This window comes from Variovorax sp. 10L421 (assembly GCF_056395365.1).
On record NZ_JBFTJJ010000009.1, the window covers coordinates 127,598 to 144,444 of the forward strand.

Genomic DNA, 16,847 nt, shown 5'->3' on the forward strand with positions numbered 1-16,847 from the left:
TCTCTCACTCTCTCAGGCCGCGGTGGCTTCAGGGGGGCGCTCCGGGGGCAGCTCGGCAATGGCTTTCATCTCGCGCTCGTGGCGCCATTCGATCACCGACTTGATCACCAGCGTGACCAGCGCCAGGATCGCCAGCAGCGAGGCCACGGCGAAGGCGGCCACCGACTGGTATTCGTTGTAGAGCACTTCCACGTGCAGCGGCATGGTGTTGGTCTGCCCGCGGATGTGGCCCGACACCACCGACACCGCACCGAACTCGCCCATGGCACGCGCGTTGCACAGGATCACGCCGTACAGCAGGCCCCACTTGATGTTGGGCAGCGTCACGCGCCAGAAGGTCTGCCAGCCGGTCGCGCCGAGCACGATGGCCGCCTGCTCCTCGTCGGTGCCCTGCGCCTGCATCAGCGGCACGAGCTCGCGCGCGATGAACGGGAAGGTCACGAACACGGTCGCCAGCACGATGCCGGGCACGGCGAAGATGATCTTGATGTCGTGCTCGGCGAGCCACGGACCGAGCCAGCCTTGCGCGCCGAACACCAGCACATAAATCAGTCCCGCCACCACCGGCGACACCGCGAACGGCAGGTCGACAAGCGTGGTGAGGAAGGCCTTGCCGCGGAACTCGAACTTGGCGATGGCCCAGGCCGCCGCCACGCCGAACACGAGGTTCATCGGCACCGCGATGGCGGCCGTGATCAGCGTGAGGCGGATCGCGCTCCAGGCATCGGGCTCCTTCAGTGCGTCGAGGTAGGCACCGACGCCCTTGCGCAGCGCCTCGGTCGCCACGGCAGCTAGCGGCAGCACGAGGAACAGGAACATGAATGCCAGCGCGAGGCCGATCAGCACCCAGCGCACCCAGGGCGACTCGGTGGTGCCGGCTTGCGCGCGGCGAATGACTTTGGAAGGGGCGCTCATCTCATGCTCCCGCGCGGCGGCGCTGCCAGGCTTGCAGGCCGTTGATGACCAGCAGCAAGAGGAACGAAATGACCAGCATCACGAGCGCAACAGCCGTGGCGCCCCCGTAGTCGTACTGCTCCAGCTTCCCGATGATGATGAGCGGCGTGATCTCCGAGATCATCGGCATGTTGCCGGCGATGAAGATCACAGAGCCGTACTCGCCGATCGCCCGTGCGAAAGCCATGGCAAAGCCGGTGAGCAGCGCGGGCGCGATCGACGGAAAGATCACCTTGGTGAAGGTCTGCAGGCGCGTCGCGCCCAGCGAGGTGGCGGCTTCTTCCAGCTCCTTCTCGGTGTCTTCGAGCACCGGCTGCACCGTGCGCACCACGAAGGGCAGCCCGATGAAGATCAGCGCGATCACGATGCCCGCCGGCGTGAACGCCAGCTTGATGCCGTGCGGCTCCAGCAGTTGCCCGACCCAGCCATTGCCCGCGAGCAGCGCGGTCAGCGAGATGCCGGCCACGGCCGTCGGCAGCGCGAACGGCAGGTCGACCAATGCATCGACGATGCGCTTGCCCGGGAACTTGTAGCGCACCAGCACCCAGGCCACCAGCAGGCCGAACACCGCGTTCACGATGGCCGCGATCAGCGAGGCGCCGAAGGTCAGCCGGTACGAGGCCATCACGCGCGGCGCGGTCACGGCCACCCAGAACTGCTCCCAGGTCAGCGTGAATGTCTTGAAGACCAGCGCCGACAGCGGGATCAGCACGATCAGGCTGAGGTAAAGAATCGAGAAGCCGAGCGTGATGTGGAAACCGGGCAGCACGCGCTTGGCGCCCCCTGCCCGGTTGGCACGAGAAAAAGGCGCTCCCGCTGACGGGAGCGCCGAAGAAACAGCGCCGCTCATTACCTGCCGCCGGGGGTGTACAACTTGTCGAACTGGCCGCCGTCGTTGAAGTGCACCTTCTGCGCTTCGCCGAGGCTGCCGAACAATTCTTGCACCGTGAACAGTTGCAGCGGCTTGAAGGTCGATGCGTACTTCTTGAGCACAGCCTGCGAGCGCGGGCGCAGCGCATGCTTGGCCGCGATTTCCTGCGCTTCGTCGGAGTACAGCCAGTCGAGGTAAGCCTTGGCCAGTTCGCCCGTGCCCTTCTTGTTGACGGTGCGTTCCACCACGGCCACCGGGTTCTCGGCCACGATGCTGATCGACGGGTACACCGAGTCGACCTTGCCGGTGCCGAATTCACGGTCGATGGACACCACTTCCGATTCGAAAGTGATCAGCGCATCGCCGATGTTGCGTTGCAGGAAGGCGGTGGTCGCGTCGCGGCCACCGCGCGCCAGCACCGGCACGTTCTTGAACAGCTTGCCGACGAACTCGGCGGCCTGGGCGTCGGTGCCGCCCTTCTTCTTGATGTAGCCCCAGGCGGCCAGGTAGGCGTAGCGGCCGTTGCCGCCGGTCTTGGGGTTGACGATCACGACCTGCACGCCGGGCTTGACCAGGTCGTCCCAGTCCTTGATGCCCTTGGGGTTGCCGTTGCGCACCAGGAACAGCATGGTCGACGTGGTCGGCGATGCGTTGTCGGGGAATTTCTTGTTCCAGTCCTTCGCGACCACGCCGGCGTTGGCGAGGAAGTCGATGTCGGTGGAGGTGTTCATCGTCACCACGTCGGCGTCGAGGCCGTCGGCCACCGCGCGGGCCTGCGCGCTGGAGCCGCCGTGCGACTGGTCGATCTTCACGTCCTTGCCGGTGGCCTTCTTGTAGTGCGCCACGAAGGCCGCGTTGTAGTCCTTGTAGAACTCGCGCGCCACGTCGTACGAGGCGTTCAGCAGCCCGGTGCCCTGGGCAAAGGCGCTGCTGCCGGCGAGTGCGGAAGACGCCAGCGCGAGCACGGCGACGAAGGTCTTGATTCTGGAAGTCATGTGGTTGCCAGGTTTTCTGAAAATTCACGGCCCGCCGACCAGGCGGCGGGCTCGTCGGTCAAGGACTGAAGCAAGGCAAGGCCCAGCGGCCAGTCCCCGTGCCCCGAATCGATGTTGATGTGGCCCGCATTCTGCATCCGCACGAACTCGCTGCCCCAGGCGCGCGAATAGGCGCCCGCCAGGCGGATCGGACAGTACGGATCGTTGCTGCTGGCCACCACGATGCTGCGGTACGGCAGCGCGGCGTACGGCACGGGCGCGAAGTCGGACAGCACGGCGCGGCGTTCGGGGTCCGCAGGCGCCACCAGCAGCGCGCCCTGGATGCGGGCAGCGGCTTCGGCCGGCAGGTGCGCCGTGGCGATGCAGCCCAGGCTGTGCGCTGCGATCACCACCGGGCCGGGGCTGTCGAGCACCAGCTTCGCCAGCGTCGACACCCACGCATCGCGCTTGGGCGAGGCCCAATCGTCCTGCACCACCCGCGCCGCGCCGGGAATGCGCTCCTGCCACAGGCTCTGCCAGTGGCCGGGCCCGGAGTCGCGCCAACCTGGCACGATGATGACGCGGGTGTTCATGAGCACTCCCCCAGGCTTCGCGCACTTCGTGTCGCTTCGCCTCCCCCCTCGCCGGGGGCAACACCAGCGGCCCGGCAAAGCCGGTTCCGCGGTGTTCCACGAAGGAGCGTCGATGCTTTCACCGCCTGCTGTTCCGCTCTTACTTGTTCGGCTGCGGCGTGATGCGCAGGTAAGGCTTGACGGCCTTGAAGCCCTTGGGGAAGCGCTGGGCCAGTTCGGCCGGGTCCTGGATGCTCGGGATGATGACCACGTCGTCGCCGTCCTTCCAGTTCACGGGCGTGGCCACCTTGTGGCTGTCGGTGAGTTGCAGCGAGTCGATCACACGCAGGATCTCGTCGAAGTTGCGGCCGGTCGAGGCCGGGTAGGTGATGGTCGCGCGGATGACCTTCTTCGGGTCGATGATGTAGACGCTGCGCACCGTGGCCGTGGCCGAGGCGTTCGGGTGAATCAGGTCGTACAGGTCGGCCACCTTGCGGTCTGCGTCCGCAATGATCGGGAAGTTGACCGTGGTGTTCTGCGTCTCGTTGATGTCGCCGATCCATTCCTTGTGCTTGTCGGCCGGATCGACGCTCAACGCGATGGGCCTCACGCCGCGCTTGGCGAACTCGCCCGACAGCGCCGCGGTCTTGCCGAGTTCGGTGGTGCACACGGGCGTGAAGTCGGCCGGGTGCGAGAAGAACACCACCCACGAATCGCCGGCCCATTGGTAGAAGTCGAGGGGGCCTTCGCTGGAATCCTGGGTGAAATTGGGGGCTGTATCGCCGAGTCGCAGAGTCGCCATGGTCGCTCCTGGGATGGATGGGAGCTTCGGATTGTGCGAACCATTGCTTCAATGCCAAACGAATATCTGCTTGTTTGGATATGGCGTTTTCCGCATAACGAAGACATGGCGGGGAAATTTGGCGCTCATCTTTTCACAGCAAGCCGCGGCCCCCTCAGTACATCCGCATCTCCACGCCCTGCATATGCTCGACGAGGAAATCGATCAGCCGCCGCACTGCCGGCACCAGCGCGCGCCGCGGCGGAAACACCATGTGCGCGATGACCGTTGACGGCCCCCAGTCGCACAACACCTTCACGAGCCGGCCCGCATCGAGATCGGGGCGGCACATGTAGTCGGGCAGCAGCGTGGCGCCGATGCCGGCGAGCGCGGCCGCCTGCAGGGTCGCGATGTCGTCCGCTACGTAGCGCGGTGTGTGCGAATGCAGGTGGATCTCGCCATTCGGGCCTTCGAGGCGCCATTCGCTGCGGCCCTCGCCGTTGGCCGACATCGCCAGCGTCGGCAGCCGCGCCAGGTCGGCCGGCGCCTGGACCGGCCCCTGGCGCTGCATCAGCTCGGGGCTGGCTACCAGCACGCCACGGCTGGTGCCCAGGACTTTGGCCACCAGCGCCGTGCTGTCCTCGATGCTGGGCCGCACGCGCAGCGCGATGTCGATGCCCTCCTCGATCAGGTCCACCGGTCGGTTGATGACCCGCACGTCGACCCGCACCGCCGGATAGCGCTCCATGAACTGAGGCAGCAGATGGGCGAGCCCGCTGTAGGCGATGGTGACGGGGCAGCTCAGCCGCACCAGCCCGCTCGGCTCGGTCTGCACCTGCGCCACCGCCTCGGCCGCCGCCTGCGCCGCATCGCGCATGGCGGACGAATGCCGCAAGTAGATCTCGCCGGCCGGCGTGAGCGACAGGCGCCGCGTGCTGCGCTGCATCAGCTGCACGCCGAGCCGCTCCTCCAGATCCGCCACGCGGCGAGACAGGCGCGATTTGGGAATTCCGAGCGCCCGGCTGGCTGCCGCGAAGCCGCCGCGCTCAGCCACTTCGGCGAAGAAAACCATGTCGTTGAGGTCTTGCATGGCATCAATTGTCCTGCAAACAGGACGATCTAGGCAATTTTTGGCCACTTATCGAAGACTCGATACAAAAATAGAATTCTTCCATCCGCCGGCCACCTTGAGCGCCGACAGCCAACACAGAAAGTGATTGATTGACATGAAGCTGCTCCACATCGACTCCAGCATCCTCGGTACCAACTCCACCTCGCGCCTGCTCTCGGCCGAGGTCGTGACCGCGTGGCGCGCCGCCCACCCCGACACCGCCGTCGAATACCTCGACCTGGCCGTCGACACCCCCTCGCACTTCAGCGCCGATGCGCTGGGCATCAAGACCGGCGTGCAAGCACAGCCCACGGAAGCACAACAGCGTGAAAACGCCCTGTCCGAAAAGCTCGTGAGCCAGTTCCTGGCCTCGGACGTGATCGTCATCGGCACGCCCTTCTACAACTTCTCGATCCCGACGCAACTGAAGGCCTGGATCGACCGCCTCGCGCAGATCGGCCGCACCTTCAAGTACACCGACAAGGGCCCCGTGGGCCTGGCCGGCGGCAAGACCGTCATCGTGGCCTCGACCCGCGGCGGCATCTACTCGACCAGCGAAGGCGGCCAGGCAATGGAACACCAGGAGAGCTACCTCAAGGTGATCTTCGGCTTCTTCGGCATCACCGACGTGCGCTTCGTGCGCGCCGAGGGCGTGGCGATGGGCGACGAAGCCAGGGGCAAGGCCCTGGCCGCGGCCCGCGCCGACATCCTGGTGGCGACGGCCGAAGCCGCGAACCAGCGCGATGCCGCCATCGCAGCCTGAGTTCGCTCCCGCACCATGAAAAAAGCCGCCCGGCAGGGCGGCTTTTTTTGCTTTGCGCAGAGCAGATCAGATCAGGCTGCGTGGTTCTTGACCCAGGCCACGTACTTGTCCATCCAGCTCTGCAGGAACTTCTTCGAGCCTTCGTTGCCGATGTGGCCCTTGTCGTCGAACAGGTCGTCCTTGGCTTGCAGGAACACTTCGGGCGTGCCCATCGTGGGCACATCGAGGTAGGCCAGGATGTTGCGCAGATGCTGCTGCGCCAGCGCGGTGCCGATGGCACCCACCGAAATGCCGAGCACGCCGGCCGGCTTGCCCGCCCATGCGCTCTGGCCATAGGGGCGCGACGCATGGTCGATGGCGTTCTTCAGCACGCCGGGCACCGAACGGTTGTATTCGGGCGTGACAAACAGCAGGCCCTGAGCCGCCGCGATCTCGGTCTTGATGCGCTTCACCGCCGGCGCCTGGTTGCCGTCGTCGTCCTGGTTGTACAGCGGCAGGTCGTCGATGCGCAGGTTCTCGAAAGTGAAGTCCGCGGGTGCGAGGTGCGCCAGCGCGAGGGCCAGCTTGTGGTTGTACGAATCCTTGCGCAGGCTGCCGACAATGACGGCGATCCGGGTCTGGGCCATGGACGAAACTCCTTGTGTGAGGGGTTGGAATGACGGACACGATTATGCGAAGCGCCCAAGACCTTATCTGGAAAAGCCCATGCGGTGCCGGGCGTACGGCGTCGAATTGAACCGCATTCCGCCAACCCCATCAAGGCGCAGGACGCTCCCGTGACCCGGTCCTCTTCTTCGCACTGCGCCCCCAAGGCGCACGCCTGATGCGGCCCTTTGCCCGCCAGCGACTGCTGGAGAAGGCGACGGCGCAAAGCAGCCTCGCGCGAACGAAGGCATCATCGCTTCCGATCTTTTTTTGGCTCAGGAGCGACACGCGATGAGATTTCTGGTGGTGGGTGCCGGCGCACTCGGTGGTTATTTCGGCGGCCGTCTGCTGGAGGCGGGGCGAGACGTCACCTTCCTGCTGCGCCCGCGCCGTGCGGCACAGCTCGCAAAAACCGGGCTGGTGGTGCAGAGTCCCTTCGGCAACCTGCAGCTGCCCGCACCCAGGCACGTGCTGGCCGACGGCATCGACGGCCCCTACGATGTGGTCGTGGTCGGCAGCAAGGCCTACGACCTCGATTCGACGATGGACTCCTTCGCGCCGGCGGTCGGCCCCGACACCGTGATCCTTCCGCTGCTCAATGGCATGAGCCACCTCGACCACCTGGCCGAACGCTTCGGCAGCGAGCGTGTGCTGGGCGGCCTGTGCATGATCTCGGCCACGCTCGACGACGAGGGCCACGTGCTGCACCTCAACGACATGCATGGGCTGAGCTACGGCGAACGCGCCGGCGGCCGCTCGGCCCGCGTAGATGCCATCGCGGCACAGTTCGCGGGTGCGAAATTCGATGCCACGGCCAGCGAGAGCATCTCGCAGGACATGTGGGAAAAGTGGGTCTTCATCGCTTCGGCAGCAGGCCTCACGAGCTTGATGCGCGCGTCCATTGGCGACATCGTGAGCGCCGGCGGGCAGGACGTGGCGCTGTCGATCTTCGACGAGTGCTGCGCCATCGCCGCGCACAAAGGCTTTGCGCCCCGCCCCGCCGCCGTGCAGCGCGGGCGCGCCATCATGACGGCCGCCGGCTCGCCGATGACGGCGTCGATGTACAAGGACATGGTGCGCGGCGCGGCGGTCGAGGCGGATCACATCGTCGGCGACCTGCTGAGCCGCGCGGCGCCAAGTAATTCGCCAGTGCCGACGGTGCTGCGCACCGCATACGTCCACCTCAAGGCCTACGAAGCGCAACGCGCCCGCACGGCGAGCGCCTGAGGCCATGCGCGACGCGCTGGCGTTCCTGCACACGGCACACGTGCATGTGCCGACCTTCGAGCGGCTGGCGAGCGAGATCGCGCCCGCCCTGCGCGTGCGGCATTCGGTGCGGGAGGACCTGCTGGCCGATGCGCGCGTGGTGGGCCTCGATGACTCGGGGCTCGTGACACGCGTTCACGACGCCATGCGCGAAGCCGCATCCGGCGGTGCTGCGGTCGTCGTCTGCACCTGCTCGACCATTGGCGCCATCGCGGAACGAACAGCTTCGAGCGGCGCGTTCAAGGCCATGCGCATCGATCGCGCCATGGCCGACCGCGCTGTGCGCGCCGGGCCGCGCGTGCTGATCGTGGCGGCGCTCGAAAGCACGCTTGCGCCTACAGAGGCCTTGATTCTCTGCGCTGCGGAGAACGCGAGCGTCACGGTGCAGCCAGACGCATTGCTCGTCGAAGAAGCCTGGCCCTATTTCGAAGCCGGCGACGGCACGCGCTACATCGAGGCCCTGGCCCGTTCGATCCGCGCTGCGTCAGGCAGGGCTGACGTCGTCGTGCTGGCACAGGCCTCGATGGCCCCCGTGGCCGCCCTGCTCGCGGACCTCGGCATCGACGTACTCAGCAGCCCCGCACTGGGCGTTGAACGCGCAGTAGCGCTGGCGGCTACTCCGACTTGAGGATCGTCTCCCCCTTCAACATGCCCATGTCCCGGATGTTGAAGCGATGCCGCTTCCAGCCCTCCCAGGTCCGCCGCATGTGCGTGACCGAGATGAAATAGTACAGAACCTTGAACATGCCGAGCGGCCCCCGCATCGGCGTGCCGCGGTAGATGTCGCCGGCCAGCAGCGACATCAGCCCCTCCTTCACGCGGAAGGGGTTGCCCGGGTGCATGAACATGTCGCGGATGGTCGGGTTGGTCACGCGGTAGATGAACCACGAGTACTCGCGCGGGCCCTTGCGCATCATGGCCTCGAAGTCCTTGCGTGCGGCCGCCAGCTCGGTGGGCCGATCGAGCGCCTTTGCCACCAGTTCGGCGCCGTCGAAGGCGCTGTGCATCGCGAGGTACACGCCCGAGGAAAACATCGGGTCGATGAAGGTGAAGGCGTCGCCCAGCAACAGGTAGCGATCGCCCGTGGCATGCGTGCTCGAGTACGAGAAGTTGCCGGTGGCGTGCACTGCGTCGTCGACCAGCGTGGCGTTCTTCAGGCGTTCCACCAGCACCGGACAGGTCGCGATGGTGTCGTAGAAGAACTCCTTCAGCGGCTTGTCGCGCGTCTTCAGGTAGTACGGCCAGCACACCGCGCCCACGCTGGTGGTGCCGTCGGCCAGCGGAATGAACCAGAACCAGCCGTGCGGAAACCAGCAGATGCTGATGTTGCCTTCCTTCTTGCCCTCCAGCCGCTCGGCGTTCGTGAAGTGGCCGAACAGCGCGGTGCTGTTGTGGTCCGGGTTCTTTTCCTTGCAGCGGAATTTGTTGGCCAGCAGCGTGTCGCGGCCGGTGGCATCGACCACGAAGCGGGCGCGCCAGCTGCGGCGCGCGCCGTCGTCCATCTCGGCTCGCACCGTGGCGCCGTCGGCATCGAAGGCCACGTCGCGCACCTTGCAGCCTTCGATCGTCTGCGCGCCGCGCGCGGCCGCGTTGCGGAACAGCAGTTCGTCGAGCTCCGAACGGCGCACCTGCCAGGCGGAGTCGAGCGACTTGTCCATCCCTTCGGCAAAGTCCACGTAGCTGCGGTGCTCGTGCTCGGGCGAGACGAACTCGATGCCGAACTTGGGCATGCCGATCTGCTCGACCTGGTCGCGCACGCCGAGCTTGTCGAACAATTCGACGTTCGCGGGCAGCAGCGACTCGCCGATGTGAAAACGCGGATGGTGTTCCTTCTCGACCAGCACCACCTTGCGGCCCTGCTGCGCCAGCAGCGCCGAAATCGTCGACCCGGCGGGGCCGCCGCCGATCACGAACACGTCGCAGGATTCTGGAGAACTGGAAACGCCGGGAGAGGAAACCTGGGGCTGGGACATGCGAAGACAAGCTGCGTTGTTGACAGCGACAGAGCATAGCGCGCTCGCATCGCCCGACGCAAAACGGGCTGTTCGCATGGGTCGGGAGACGGCACACTTGTGCCCCACCATCCCTTGCCTTTGAGGCATTGCACGCCATGTTCCTGCATCGCCTTGCCTTGGCTGCCGCGCTCTGCCTGACTGCCGCATGGAGCCATGCGGCGGGCTTCAGCTTCATCGAAGTCCCGGCCGACAAGGACGGGCCGGCCTTGCGTGGCGCGGTGTGGACACCTTGCGAGACGGCGCCCGGCGAGATCGCGTTCGGACTGATCGCCATTTCGGCCGCCAGGGACTGCCCCATCGCCGGCAGGAAGCTCCCGCTGGTGCTGATGTCGCACGGCTCGGGCGGCTCGTTCCTGGGTCACCACGACACGGCGGCCGCGCTGGCCGATGCCGGCTTCGTGGTCGCCGCCATCAACCACCCGAACGACAACTTCCAGGATCTCGAGCGCCGGGGCCATCTCTCGACCCTGGCCGCGCGGCCTGTCGACATGCGGCGGCTGGCCGACCACATGCTCGGCGCGTGGCCCGCGCGCGAGAAGCTCGCCGCCGACCAGGTCGGCTTCTTCGGCTTCTCCCGCGGTGGCTTCACCGGCCTCGTGGCGACGGGCGCGGTGCCTGACTTCAGGCTCGGCCTGCGCTTTTGCACGCCGACATCGAAGATTCCGTTCTGCGGACAGATCCAGCGCCAGGAGCTGCCTGCGCCTCCGGTGCGCGATGCGCGCATCAAGGCCGCCGTCATCGTCGATCCGCTGAGCTTCTTCGACGCCGAGGGGTTGAATCAGGTCGCGGTGCCCGTCCAGCTTTGGGCCTCTGCCCGTGGCGGCGACGGGGTGACCCCGGACGACGTGGAAGCCATCCGCCGCAACCTTCCCGTGCCGCCGGACTGGCACGTGGCCGCGAACGCCGGGCACTTCGCGTTTTTGGCGCCCTGCGCGCCCGCCATGGCCAAGGCCCTGCCGGAGATCTGCAACGACGGCGCCGGCTTCGACCGCTCCGCCTTCCATGCGGACTTCAATGCCAGGGTGCTCGCCTTTTTCAGGCAGCACCTCACATCGAAGCCCTGATCCGGCCGCGCTACCGCGTGCGCCACTGGCCGGCCAGCCGCCGTACCACCGCCACCAGCCGGTCGATTTCGTCGAAGGTGTTGTAGAACGCCAGCGACGGCCGCACTGTGGTCTCGACGCCGAAGCGCCGCAGGATCGGCTGCGCGCAGTGGTGCCCCGTGCGCACCGCAATGCCCTCGTCGTTGAGCGCGTGGCCCACCTCCTCGGTGCTGTAGCCGTCGAGCACGAAGGACATCACGCTGGCCTTGTCGGCCGCCGTGCCGATCAGCCGCACACCCGCAATCGCACCGAGCTGCGCCATGCCGTACAGCAGCAGGTCGTGTTCGTAGCGCGCGATGTTCTCGATACCGACTTTGTTGACATAGTCGATGGCGGCGCCCAGCCCCACGGCATCGGCAATGTTGCCGGTGCCGGCCTCGAACTTGTTCGGGATCGGCTGGAACACGGTCTTCTCGAAGGTCACGTCGGCAATCATGTTGCCGCCGCCCTGCCACGGCGGCATGTCTTCGAGCACCTCGCGCTTGCCCCAGACCACGCCGATGCCGGTGGGGCCGAAGACCTTGTGGCCCGAGAACACGAAGAAGTCGGCTCCGATGTCCTGCACGTCCACGCGCATGTGCGACACCGATTGCGCGCCGTCGACCAGCGCCTTCGCGCCCGCGCGGTGCGCCAGCTCGACGATCTCCTTCACCGGTACCACGGTGCCCAGCGCATTCGAGACCTGCGTGACTGCCACGATCTTCGTGCGGTCGTTCAGCAGCTTGCGATATTCGTCGAGCAGCACCTGGCCCGAGTCGTCCACCGGGATCACGCGCAGCTTCGCGCCCTTGGCGGCGGCAAGCTGCTGCCACGGCACGATGTTGGCGTGGTGCTCCAGGTTCGACACGATGATCTCGTCGCCCTCGCCCACGTGCGGGCTGCCCCAGCTCTTGGCCACGAGGTTGATGGCCTCGGTGGTGCCGCGCACGAAGATCACCTCTTCGACTTCGGGTGCGTTGATGAAGCGGCGCACCCGTTCGCGCGCGCCTTCGTAGGCGTCGGTCGCGCGCGCGGCCAGCTCATGGGCTGCGCGGTGGATGTTCGAGTTCTCGTGCTCGTAGAAGTACGCGATGCGGTCGATGACCGACTGCGGCTTGTGCGTGGTGGCCGCGTTGTCGAACCACACGAGCTGCTTGCCGTTCACGCGCTCCTGCAGGATCGGGAAGTCGCGTCGCACGGCGTGCACGTCGAACGGCGGATGCTGGCCGCTGCCGGCCAGCGGCACCGCGTCGGGGCCGCGCGGATCGGGCTTGGCCGGCGTGACGAAGCCGTTGGGCAAGCGCACCGCATCGACGAAGTAGAACTGCGCATCGCGTCCGGCCGGCGCCGAAGGCGGGCTCGGTGGCAATGCGGGCTGCGTCGTCGACGCAGCGAGGCCCGCGAACGGATCGTGGATCGCGAAACCGTCACTGGCAACGGCCGTCGGATGTCCGTAGCTGTTGTTCAGGAAGTAGAACGGTGATGCAGAGGCTGCCTGCGGCGACGCAGGCGCCCCCACCTGCTGCGGCACGCCCTGCACCACGCCGCCCGAGCGCGGCTCGAAAGCCGGCGCCACCGACAGCACCGTGTCCGGCACGCCGTTGCCCGCCACAGCATGCGGCAGCAGCGCCGGCGCGCGGTTCGCGAGCGAGGGCAGCTGCGTCGGCGATGCCGGCAGCACGTTGGCGCCCGGAATCTGCCCCTGTGGGATCGGCGTGCCCGGCACGCTCGGCCCAAAGCCCGCGGGGCTCACCAGCGGCGAGCCCGGCGGTGCGACGTTGGCGGGAAACTGCGCGCCCGGCGGCGCGGAGAACATGGCGCTGGCCATGCGCGCGAGAACGGCCGGATCGAACGGCGCCTCGCCCGGGAACGTGGGTGTGCTGCTCACCGCGGCTTACTTGTAGGTGTCGGGATAGTCGTGGTACTTGCCGATCTCGACGTCGTCGAGCACGGCCAGCGCGTCGGTGGTCAGCACCGCGAGCGAGCAGTACAGCGAGATCAGGTAAGACGCGATCGCGTGATTGTTGATGCCCATGAAGCGCACCGACAGCCCCGGGCCCTGCTCGCCCGACAGACCCGGCTGGAACAGGCCCACCACGCCCTGGCGCTTGTCGCCCACGCGCAGCAGCAGGATCTTGCTCTTGCCGTCGGCCACCGGCACCTTGTTCGACGGAATCAGCGGAATGCCGCGCCAGGTGATGAACTGCGAACCGAACAGGCTCACAGTCGGCGGCGGCGTGCCGCGGCGCGTGGCTTCGCGCCCGAAAGCGGCGATGGCCAGCGGGTGCGCGAGGAAGAATGCCGGCTCCTTCCACACCTTGGTCAACAGCTCGTCGAGGTCATCAGGCGTGGGCGCACCGGTCAGCGGGAAGATGCGCTGCTCTTCCGTCACTTGCGCCAGCAGGCCGTAGTCGGGGTTGTTGATGAGCTCGCTCTCCTGGTTCTCCTTGATCGTCTCGATCGTGAGGCGCAGCTGCTCCTTGATCTGGTCGTGCGGGCTGCTGTAGAGGTCGGAGATGCGGGTGTGCACGTCGAGCACGGTGCTCACGGCATTGAGGTAGTGCTCGCGCGGGCTTTCTTCGTAGTCGACGAAGGTGCGCGGCAGCTGGTTTTCTTCTTCGCGCGAGGTGCAGGTGACCTTGATCGATTCGGGATTCTTGACCTTGTTCACGCGGTAGATGCCGGCCTCCACCGGCACCCATTGCAGCAGGTGCGTCAGCCAGCGCGGGCTGATGGTTTCGAGCTGGGGGACTGTCTTGGTGGCATTGGCCAGCTGGCGTGCGGCGTTGTCGCCAAGGGCGGTGATACCACCGACTGTTGCGCTCATGAATCAAGGCTCCGTGTTGAGAAGAAAGTGGCCGCCAGTGTCCGGTAGCCACGGGTTTTCCCTCAACAGGCTATAGCCGCCAAGTTGATCCTTCGCGCAAGACGCGATTGTTCCAACTGCTCGCAGCGCATGAGCAGGCCGACCATGTTGATGCCGAGCGCGGTGGCCAGCTTCTGCGCGGTAACGATCGACGGGATGACGCGGCCGCGTTCGATCTCGCCCACGTAGGAGCGGTTCAGATCGGAGCGCTCGGCCAGCTCCTCCTGCGACCAGCCCTCGCCTTCGCGCAGCTGGCGGATGGTCACGCCGAAGTCTTCGACGAATGCTTTCATGCGCCACCCTTCGGTGCGTTCTGCAGGCTGGCCTGCGTGATGCTCGCACCCGGTTTCACGTCGTCGGTGATCCAGACGTTGCCGCCGATGACCGCGCCCTTGCCAAGCGTGACGCGGCCGAGAATGGTCGCGCCCGCGTAGATGACCACGTCGTCTTCCACCACCGGATGCCGCGGCAGCCCCTTCTGCAGGTTGCCCTCGGTGTCGATCGGAAAACGCTTGGCACCGAGCGTCACGGCCTGGTACAGCCGCACGCGCTTGCCGATGACCGCCGTCTCGCCGATCACGACGCCAGTGCCATGGTCGATGAAGAAGCCCGCGTCGATCTGCGCGCCCGGGTGGATGTCGATGCCCGTCTGCCCGTGCGCCAACTCGGCCACGATGCGTGCCAGCAGCGGCAGGCCGAGCTTGTAGAGTTCGTGCGCAAGGCGATGGTGGATCATCGCGAGCACGCCGGGGTAGCACAGCAGCACCTCGTCGACGCTGCGCGCAGCCGGGTCGCCCTGGTAGGCCGCGAGCACGTCGCTGTCGAGCAGGCGGCGCAGTCCAGGCAGTGCGTTCGCGAACCGGCGCACGGCCTCGGTGGCGATGTCATCGACCTCGTGCGCGGGGCGCGGCTCGTGGCGCGCGTTGTAGTTGAGTTCGAGCCGTGCCTGCGCCAGCAGCGCCTGCAGGGCCGCATCGAGCGTGTGGCCGACGTAGAAGTCTTCACTCTCGTGGCGCAGGTCCGGCGGGCCCAGCCGCATCGGAAAGAGCGCACCTTTCAGCGACTCGACGGTCTGCGCAAGCGCATCGCGCGACGGAAACTCGCGTGCGCCGGGCTCGCGCGAGCGGCGCTGCGAGTCGCGCCACTCGTCGCGCACGCTGTGCAGCGCACGCACGATGTCGCTCACTTCGAAATGGGCCATGTGTGTTTCTCCCTGGAAGATGTGCCTGGTGCGCTCAGTCCTGCACCCACGGCAGGCCGTGGAAGCGCCAACCGTCGGAGCCGCCGCGATGCTGCTGCGCATCGATCTCGCCCTCGAAGCCTTCGAGCACGTTGAACACCTGCGTGAAACCCGCCTTGGCAGCGGCCTCGGCCGCCAGCGCGGACCGCTTGCCGCTGCGGCACAACAGCAGCACCACGGCCTCCTTGCCGCCGTCCTTCGCAAGCCTGGCTTCGAGTTCGCGCACGAAGCGGGGGTTGCGCGTGAGCGCCGTACCGGTGGCCCACGCCACGTGCAGGCTCTCGCGCACATGGCCGACGAACTTGCGTTCTTCACCCGAGCGCACATCGACCAGCACGGCCAGGCCCTTCTGCACCAACTCCCAGGCCACCGGTGGCGTCACGCCGCCGGCGTAAGGTAAATTGCTTTCGGTGGCCTTGGCGCGCGCCTGTTCCAGTGCTTCGGGCAAGACGAGTTCTTCAACTTCCACTGACATGCTGTGCGGCTCCTGTTGTGCGTTGGATTCGCCTTGATGGCGATGGCCACCACTGTAGGAGCCCGGGGCGCAAGCTCAAACAACCGAAAAGTCGGTTCCTAACAACCAGACGTTGTATAGCCGCATGTCAGGCAGCGGCTCCCGCGGTGGCGGCGCGCACGGCCGGCGCGGTCCGGTCCACGCTCCTCGCGCCATCCACGCCGAACGGCACGTCGCCCGCAACCGTCACCCGCCGCACCACGCGGTGCTGGTCACCGTAGTCGTTGATTGCATAGTGCTGCGTGGCCCGGTTGTCCCAGGTCGCCACGTCGCCCTGCGTCCAGCGCCAGCGCACCGTGTTCTCCAGGCGATGCACGTGGCTCTGCAGCACGCTCAGCAGGTGGCCCGAGTAGTTCGTCGAATGGCCGACGAGCTTCTTCGCAAAATGGCCCAGCACCAGACTGCGCTCACCCGTCTCGGGGTGAACGCGCACCACCGGGTGCTCGGCTTCGAGCAGGCGGCGCGTGAAGACCTCCCTGTAGCGCCTGGTGCCCTCCTCGTCGAGGTCGCCGGGCGAGCGCGTCGCGGCGTAGTCGTAATCGTTGCCGTGGATGGCGCGCAGCCGGTCCGCCAGCGCCTTCAAGTCGCCGGGCAGGCTCTCGTATGCCGCCACCGTGTTGGCCCAGACCGTATCGCCGCCATAGGCCGGGATCACCACGGCCCGCAGGATCGATACCTGCGGATAGGCGACCTCGAAGGTCACGTCGGTGTGCCATGAATTGGCACGGCCGCCGTGGCGCGAATCGAGTTCCAGCAGCCGTGTGCCGTCCCTCGAAGGCACGGTCGGGTGCGGCACCAGTTCGCCCCACAGGCGGCCGAAGGCCTCCTGCTGCGCGTCGTCCAAGTGCTGCTGGCCGCGGAAGAAGAGCACCTTGTGTTTGAGCAATGCGGCCTTGATGGCACCGAACACTTCGGGCTGTAGCGTGCCGGAGAGGCGCACACCGCGCACTTCGGCGCCGATGTGGCCGGCCTGGCGGACGATGTCGAGTTCGTGGGCCTGTGCGGCTTGCGCAGGGGCTACGGAAGAAAGAATGGCGCTCATCGGAGGTCCTTTTTCGGGGTTCCGCAAGATTCTGCGAGGCACCTTGTGGGGGTGGAAGGAAGCTGTTTGCAGTTCCTAATGCGCTGTGCGACTAAGGGTGGTTGGCGTTTGTGGACAGGCAAAAGAAAACCCGCCGTAGCGGGTTATCGGG

18 protein-coding genes are annotated in these 16,847 nt (G+C 66.7%); 4 read left to right on the forward strand and 14 right to left on the reverse strand.

The genetic code is table 11. The features are described from left to right. Positions 1-12: 12 nt before the first annotated feature. From cysW to AC1DFC_RS14495, 6 genes are all read right to left on the reverse strand, one after another. Complete coding sequence (gene cysW / locus AC1DFC_RS14470; protein ID WP_413331562.1) at positions 13-915, reverse strand: sulfate ABC transporter permease subunit CysW; 903 nt, start codon at positions 913-915, stop codon at positions 13-15. A gap of 1 nt (position 916) precedes the next feature. Continuing rightward, entirely contained in the window at positions 917-1,804 is an 888-nt protein-coding gene (gene cysT / locus AC1DFC_RS14475; protein WP_007829222.1) for a sulfate ABC transporter permease subunit CysT, read from the reverse strand. Beyond that, positions 1,804-2,820 carry a sulfate ABC transporter substrate-binding protein gene (locus tag AC1DFC_RS14480; RefSeq protein ID WP_007829223.1) on the reverse strand — a complete coding sequence of 339 codons (1,017 nt, stop codon included), beginning with the start codon at positions 2,818-2,820 and terminating at the stop codon, positions 1,804-1,806. The genes cysT and AC1DFC_RS14480 overlap by 1 nt, the downstream gene beginning before the upstream one ends. Beyond that, positions 2,817-3,392, reverse strand: coding sequence for an RBBP9/YdeN family alpha/beta hydrolase (locus AC1DFC_RS14485; RefSeq protein ID WP_413331561.1), 576 nt, complete (start codon positions 3,390-3,392; stop codon positions 2,817-2,819). Before AC1DFC_RS14485 ends, AC1DFC_RS14480 begins: the two co-directional genes overlap by 4 nt. 139 nt (positions 3,393-3,531) lie before the next feature. Then, on the reverse strand, positions 3,532-4,173 hold the full coding sequence (locus tag AC1DFC_RS14490; protein ID WP_413331560.1) for a peroxiredoxin: 642 nt from the start codon (positions 4,171-4,173) through the stop codon (positions 3,532-3,534). Positions 4,174-4,327: 154 nt separating this feature from the next. Next, positions 4,328-5,242 carry a LysR family transcriptional regulator gene (locus AC1DFC_RS14495; RefSeq protein ID WP_007829226.1) on the reverse strand — a complete coding sequence of 305 codons (915 nt, stop codon included), beginning with the start codon at positions 5,240-5,242 and terminating at the stop codon, positions 4,328-4,330. A gap of 136 nt (positions 5,243-5,378) precedes the next feature. Here AC1DFC_RS14495 and AC1DFC_RS14500 point away from each other — a divergent pair, with 136 nt between their 5' ends. Further along, positions 5,379-6,026 (forward strand): FMN-dependent NADH-azoreductase, encoded by a 648-nt coding sequence (locus AC1DFC_RS14500; RefSeq protein WP_007829228.1) that lies wholly within the window; start codon positions 5,379-5,381, stop codon positions 6,024-6,026. Positions 6,027-6,097: 71 nt separating this feature from the next. Here the strand turns inward: AC1DFC_RS14500 and AC1DFC_RS14505 are convergent, their stop codons facing one another. Continuing rightward, positions 6,098-6,652: an NADPH-dependent FMN reductase gene (locus AC1DFC_RS14505; protein ID WP_413311623.1), complete on the reverse strand. Its 555-nt coding sequence runs from the start codon at positions 6,650-6,652 to the stop codon at positions 6,098-6,100. Between the two features lie 310 nt (positions 6,653-6,962). Between AC1DFC_RS14505 and panE the strand changes: the two genes are divergently transcribed. Together panE and AC1DFC_RS14515 are read left to right on the forward strand one after the other, a co-directional pair. Then, on the forward strand, positions 6,963-7,898 hold the full coding sequence (panE, locus tag AC1DFC_RS14510) for a 2-dehydropantoate 2-reductase (protein ID WP_478179463.1): 936 nt from the start codon (positions 6,963-6,965) through the stop codon (positions 7,896-7,898). 4 nt (positions 7,899-7,902) lie between these two features. Further along, entirely contained in the window at positions 7,903-8,565 is a 663-nt protein-coding gene (locus tag AC1DFC_RS14515; RefSeq protein WP_478179464.1) for an Asp/Glu/hydantoin racemase, read from the forward strand. Here the strand turns inward: AC1DFC_RS14515 and AC1DFC_RS14520 are convergent. Then, complete coding sequence (locus tag AC1DFC_RS14520; protein WP_478179465.1) at positions 8,552-9,910, reverse strand: NAD(P)/FAD-dependent oxidoreductase; 1,359 nt, start codon at positions 9,908-9,910, stop codon at positions 8,552-8,554. The two genes, AC1DFC_RS14515 and AC1DFC_RS14520, sit on opposite strands and share 14 nt — an antisense overlap. 137 nt (positions 9,911-10,047) lie before the next feature. Between AC1DFC_RS14520 and AC1DFC_RS14525 the strand changes: the two genes are divergently transcribed. Beyond that, positions 10,048-11,016, forward strand: coding sequence for an alpha/beta hydrolase family protein (locus AC1DFC_RS14525; RefSeq protein WP_478179466.1), 969 nt, complete (start codon positions 10,048-10,050; stop codon positions 11,014-11,016). Positions 11,017-11,026: 10 nt separating this feature from the next. Here AC1DFC_RS14525 and AC1DFC_RS14530 read toward each other — a convergent pair whose 3' ends face one another. The 6 genes from AC1DFC_RS14530 to AC1DFC_RS14555 form a co-directional block, all read right to left on the reverse strand. Then, on the reverse strand, positions 11,027-12,862 hold the full coding sequence (locus tag AC1DFC_RS14530) for a family 2A encapsulin nanocompartment cargo protein cysteine desulfurase (RefSeq protein WP_478179490.1): 1,836 nt from the start codon (positions 12,860-12,862) through the stop codon (positions 11,027-11,029). Positions 12,863-12,928: 66 nt separating this feature from the next. After that, positions 12,929-13,861, reverse strand: a complete 933-nt coding sequence (locus tag AC1DFC_RS14535; RefSeq protein ID WP_478179467.1) for a family 2A encapsulin nanocompartment shell protein — start codon at positions 13,859-13,861, stop codon at positions 12,929-12,931. A 62-nt stretch (positions 13,862-13,923) separates the two neighbouring features. Beyond that, entirely contained in the window at positions 13,924-14,193 is a 270-nt protein-coding gene (locus tag AC1DFC_RS14540) for a helix-turn-helix domain-containing protein (RefSeq protein ID WP_007829247.1), read from the reverse strand. Further along, positions 14,190-15,101, reverse strand: a complete 912-nt coding sequence (epsC, locus tag AC1DFC_RS14545; protein ID WP_007829248.1) for a serine O-acetyltransferase EpsC — start codon at positions 15,099-15,101, stop codon at positions 14,190-14,192. Before epsC ends, AC1DFC_RS14540 begins: the two co-directional genes overlap by 4 nt. Before the next feature lie 34 nt (positions 15,102-15,135). After that, on the reverse strand, positions 15,136-15,615 hold the full coding sequence (locus tag AC1DFC_RS14550) for a rhodanese-like domain-containing protein (RefSeq protein WP_007829249.1): 480 nt from the start codon (positions 15,613-15,615) through the stop codon (positions 15,136-15,138). A 127-nt stretch (positions 15,616-15,742) separates the two neighbouring features. After that, positions 15,743-16,696 (reverse strand): TauD/TfdA dioxygenase family protein, encoded by a 954-nt coding sequence (locus AC1DFC_RS14555; protein WP_478179468.1) that lies wholly within the window; start codon positions 16,694-16,696, stop codon positions 15,743-15,745. Positions 16,697-16,847 lie beyond the last annotated feature (151 nt).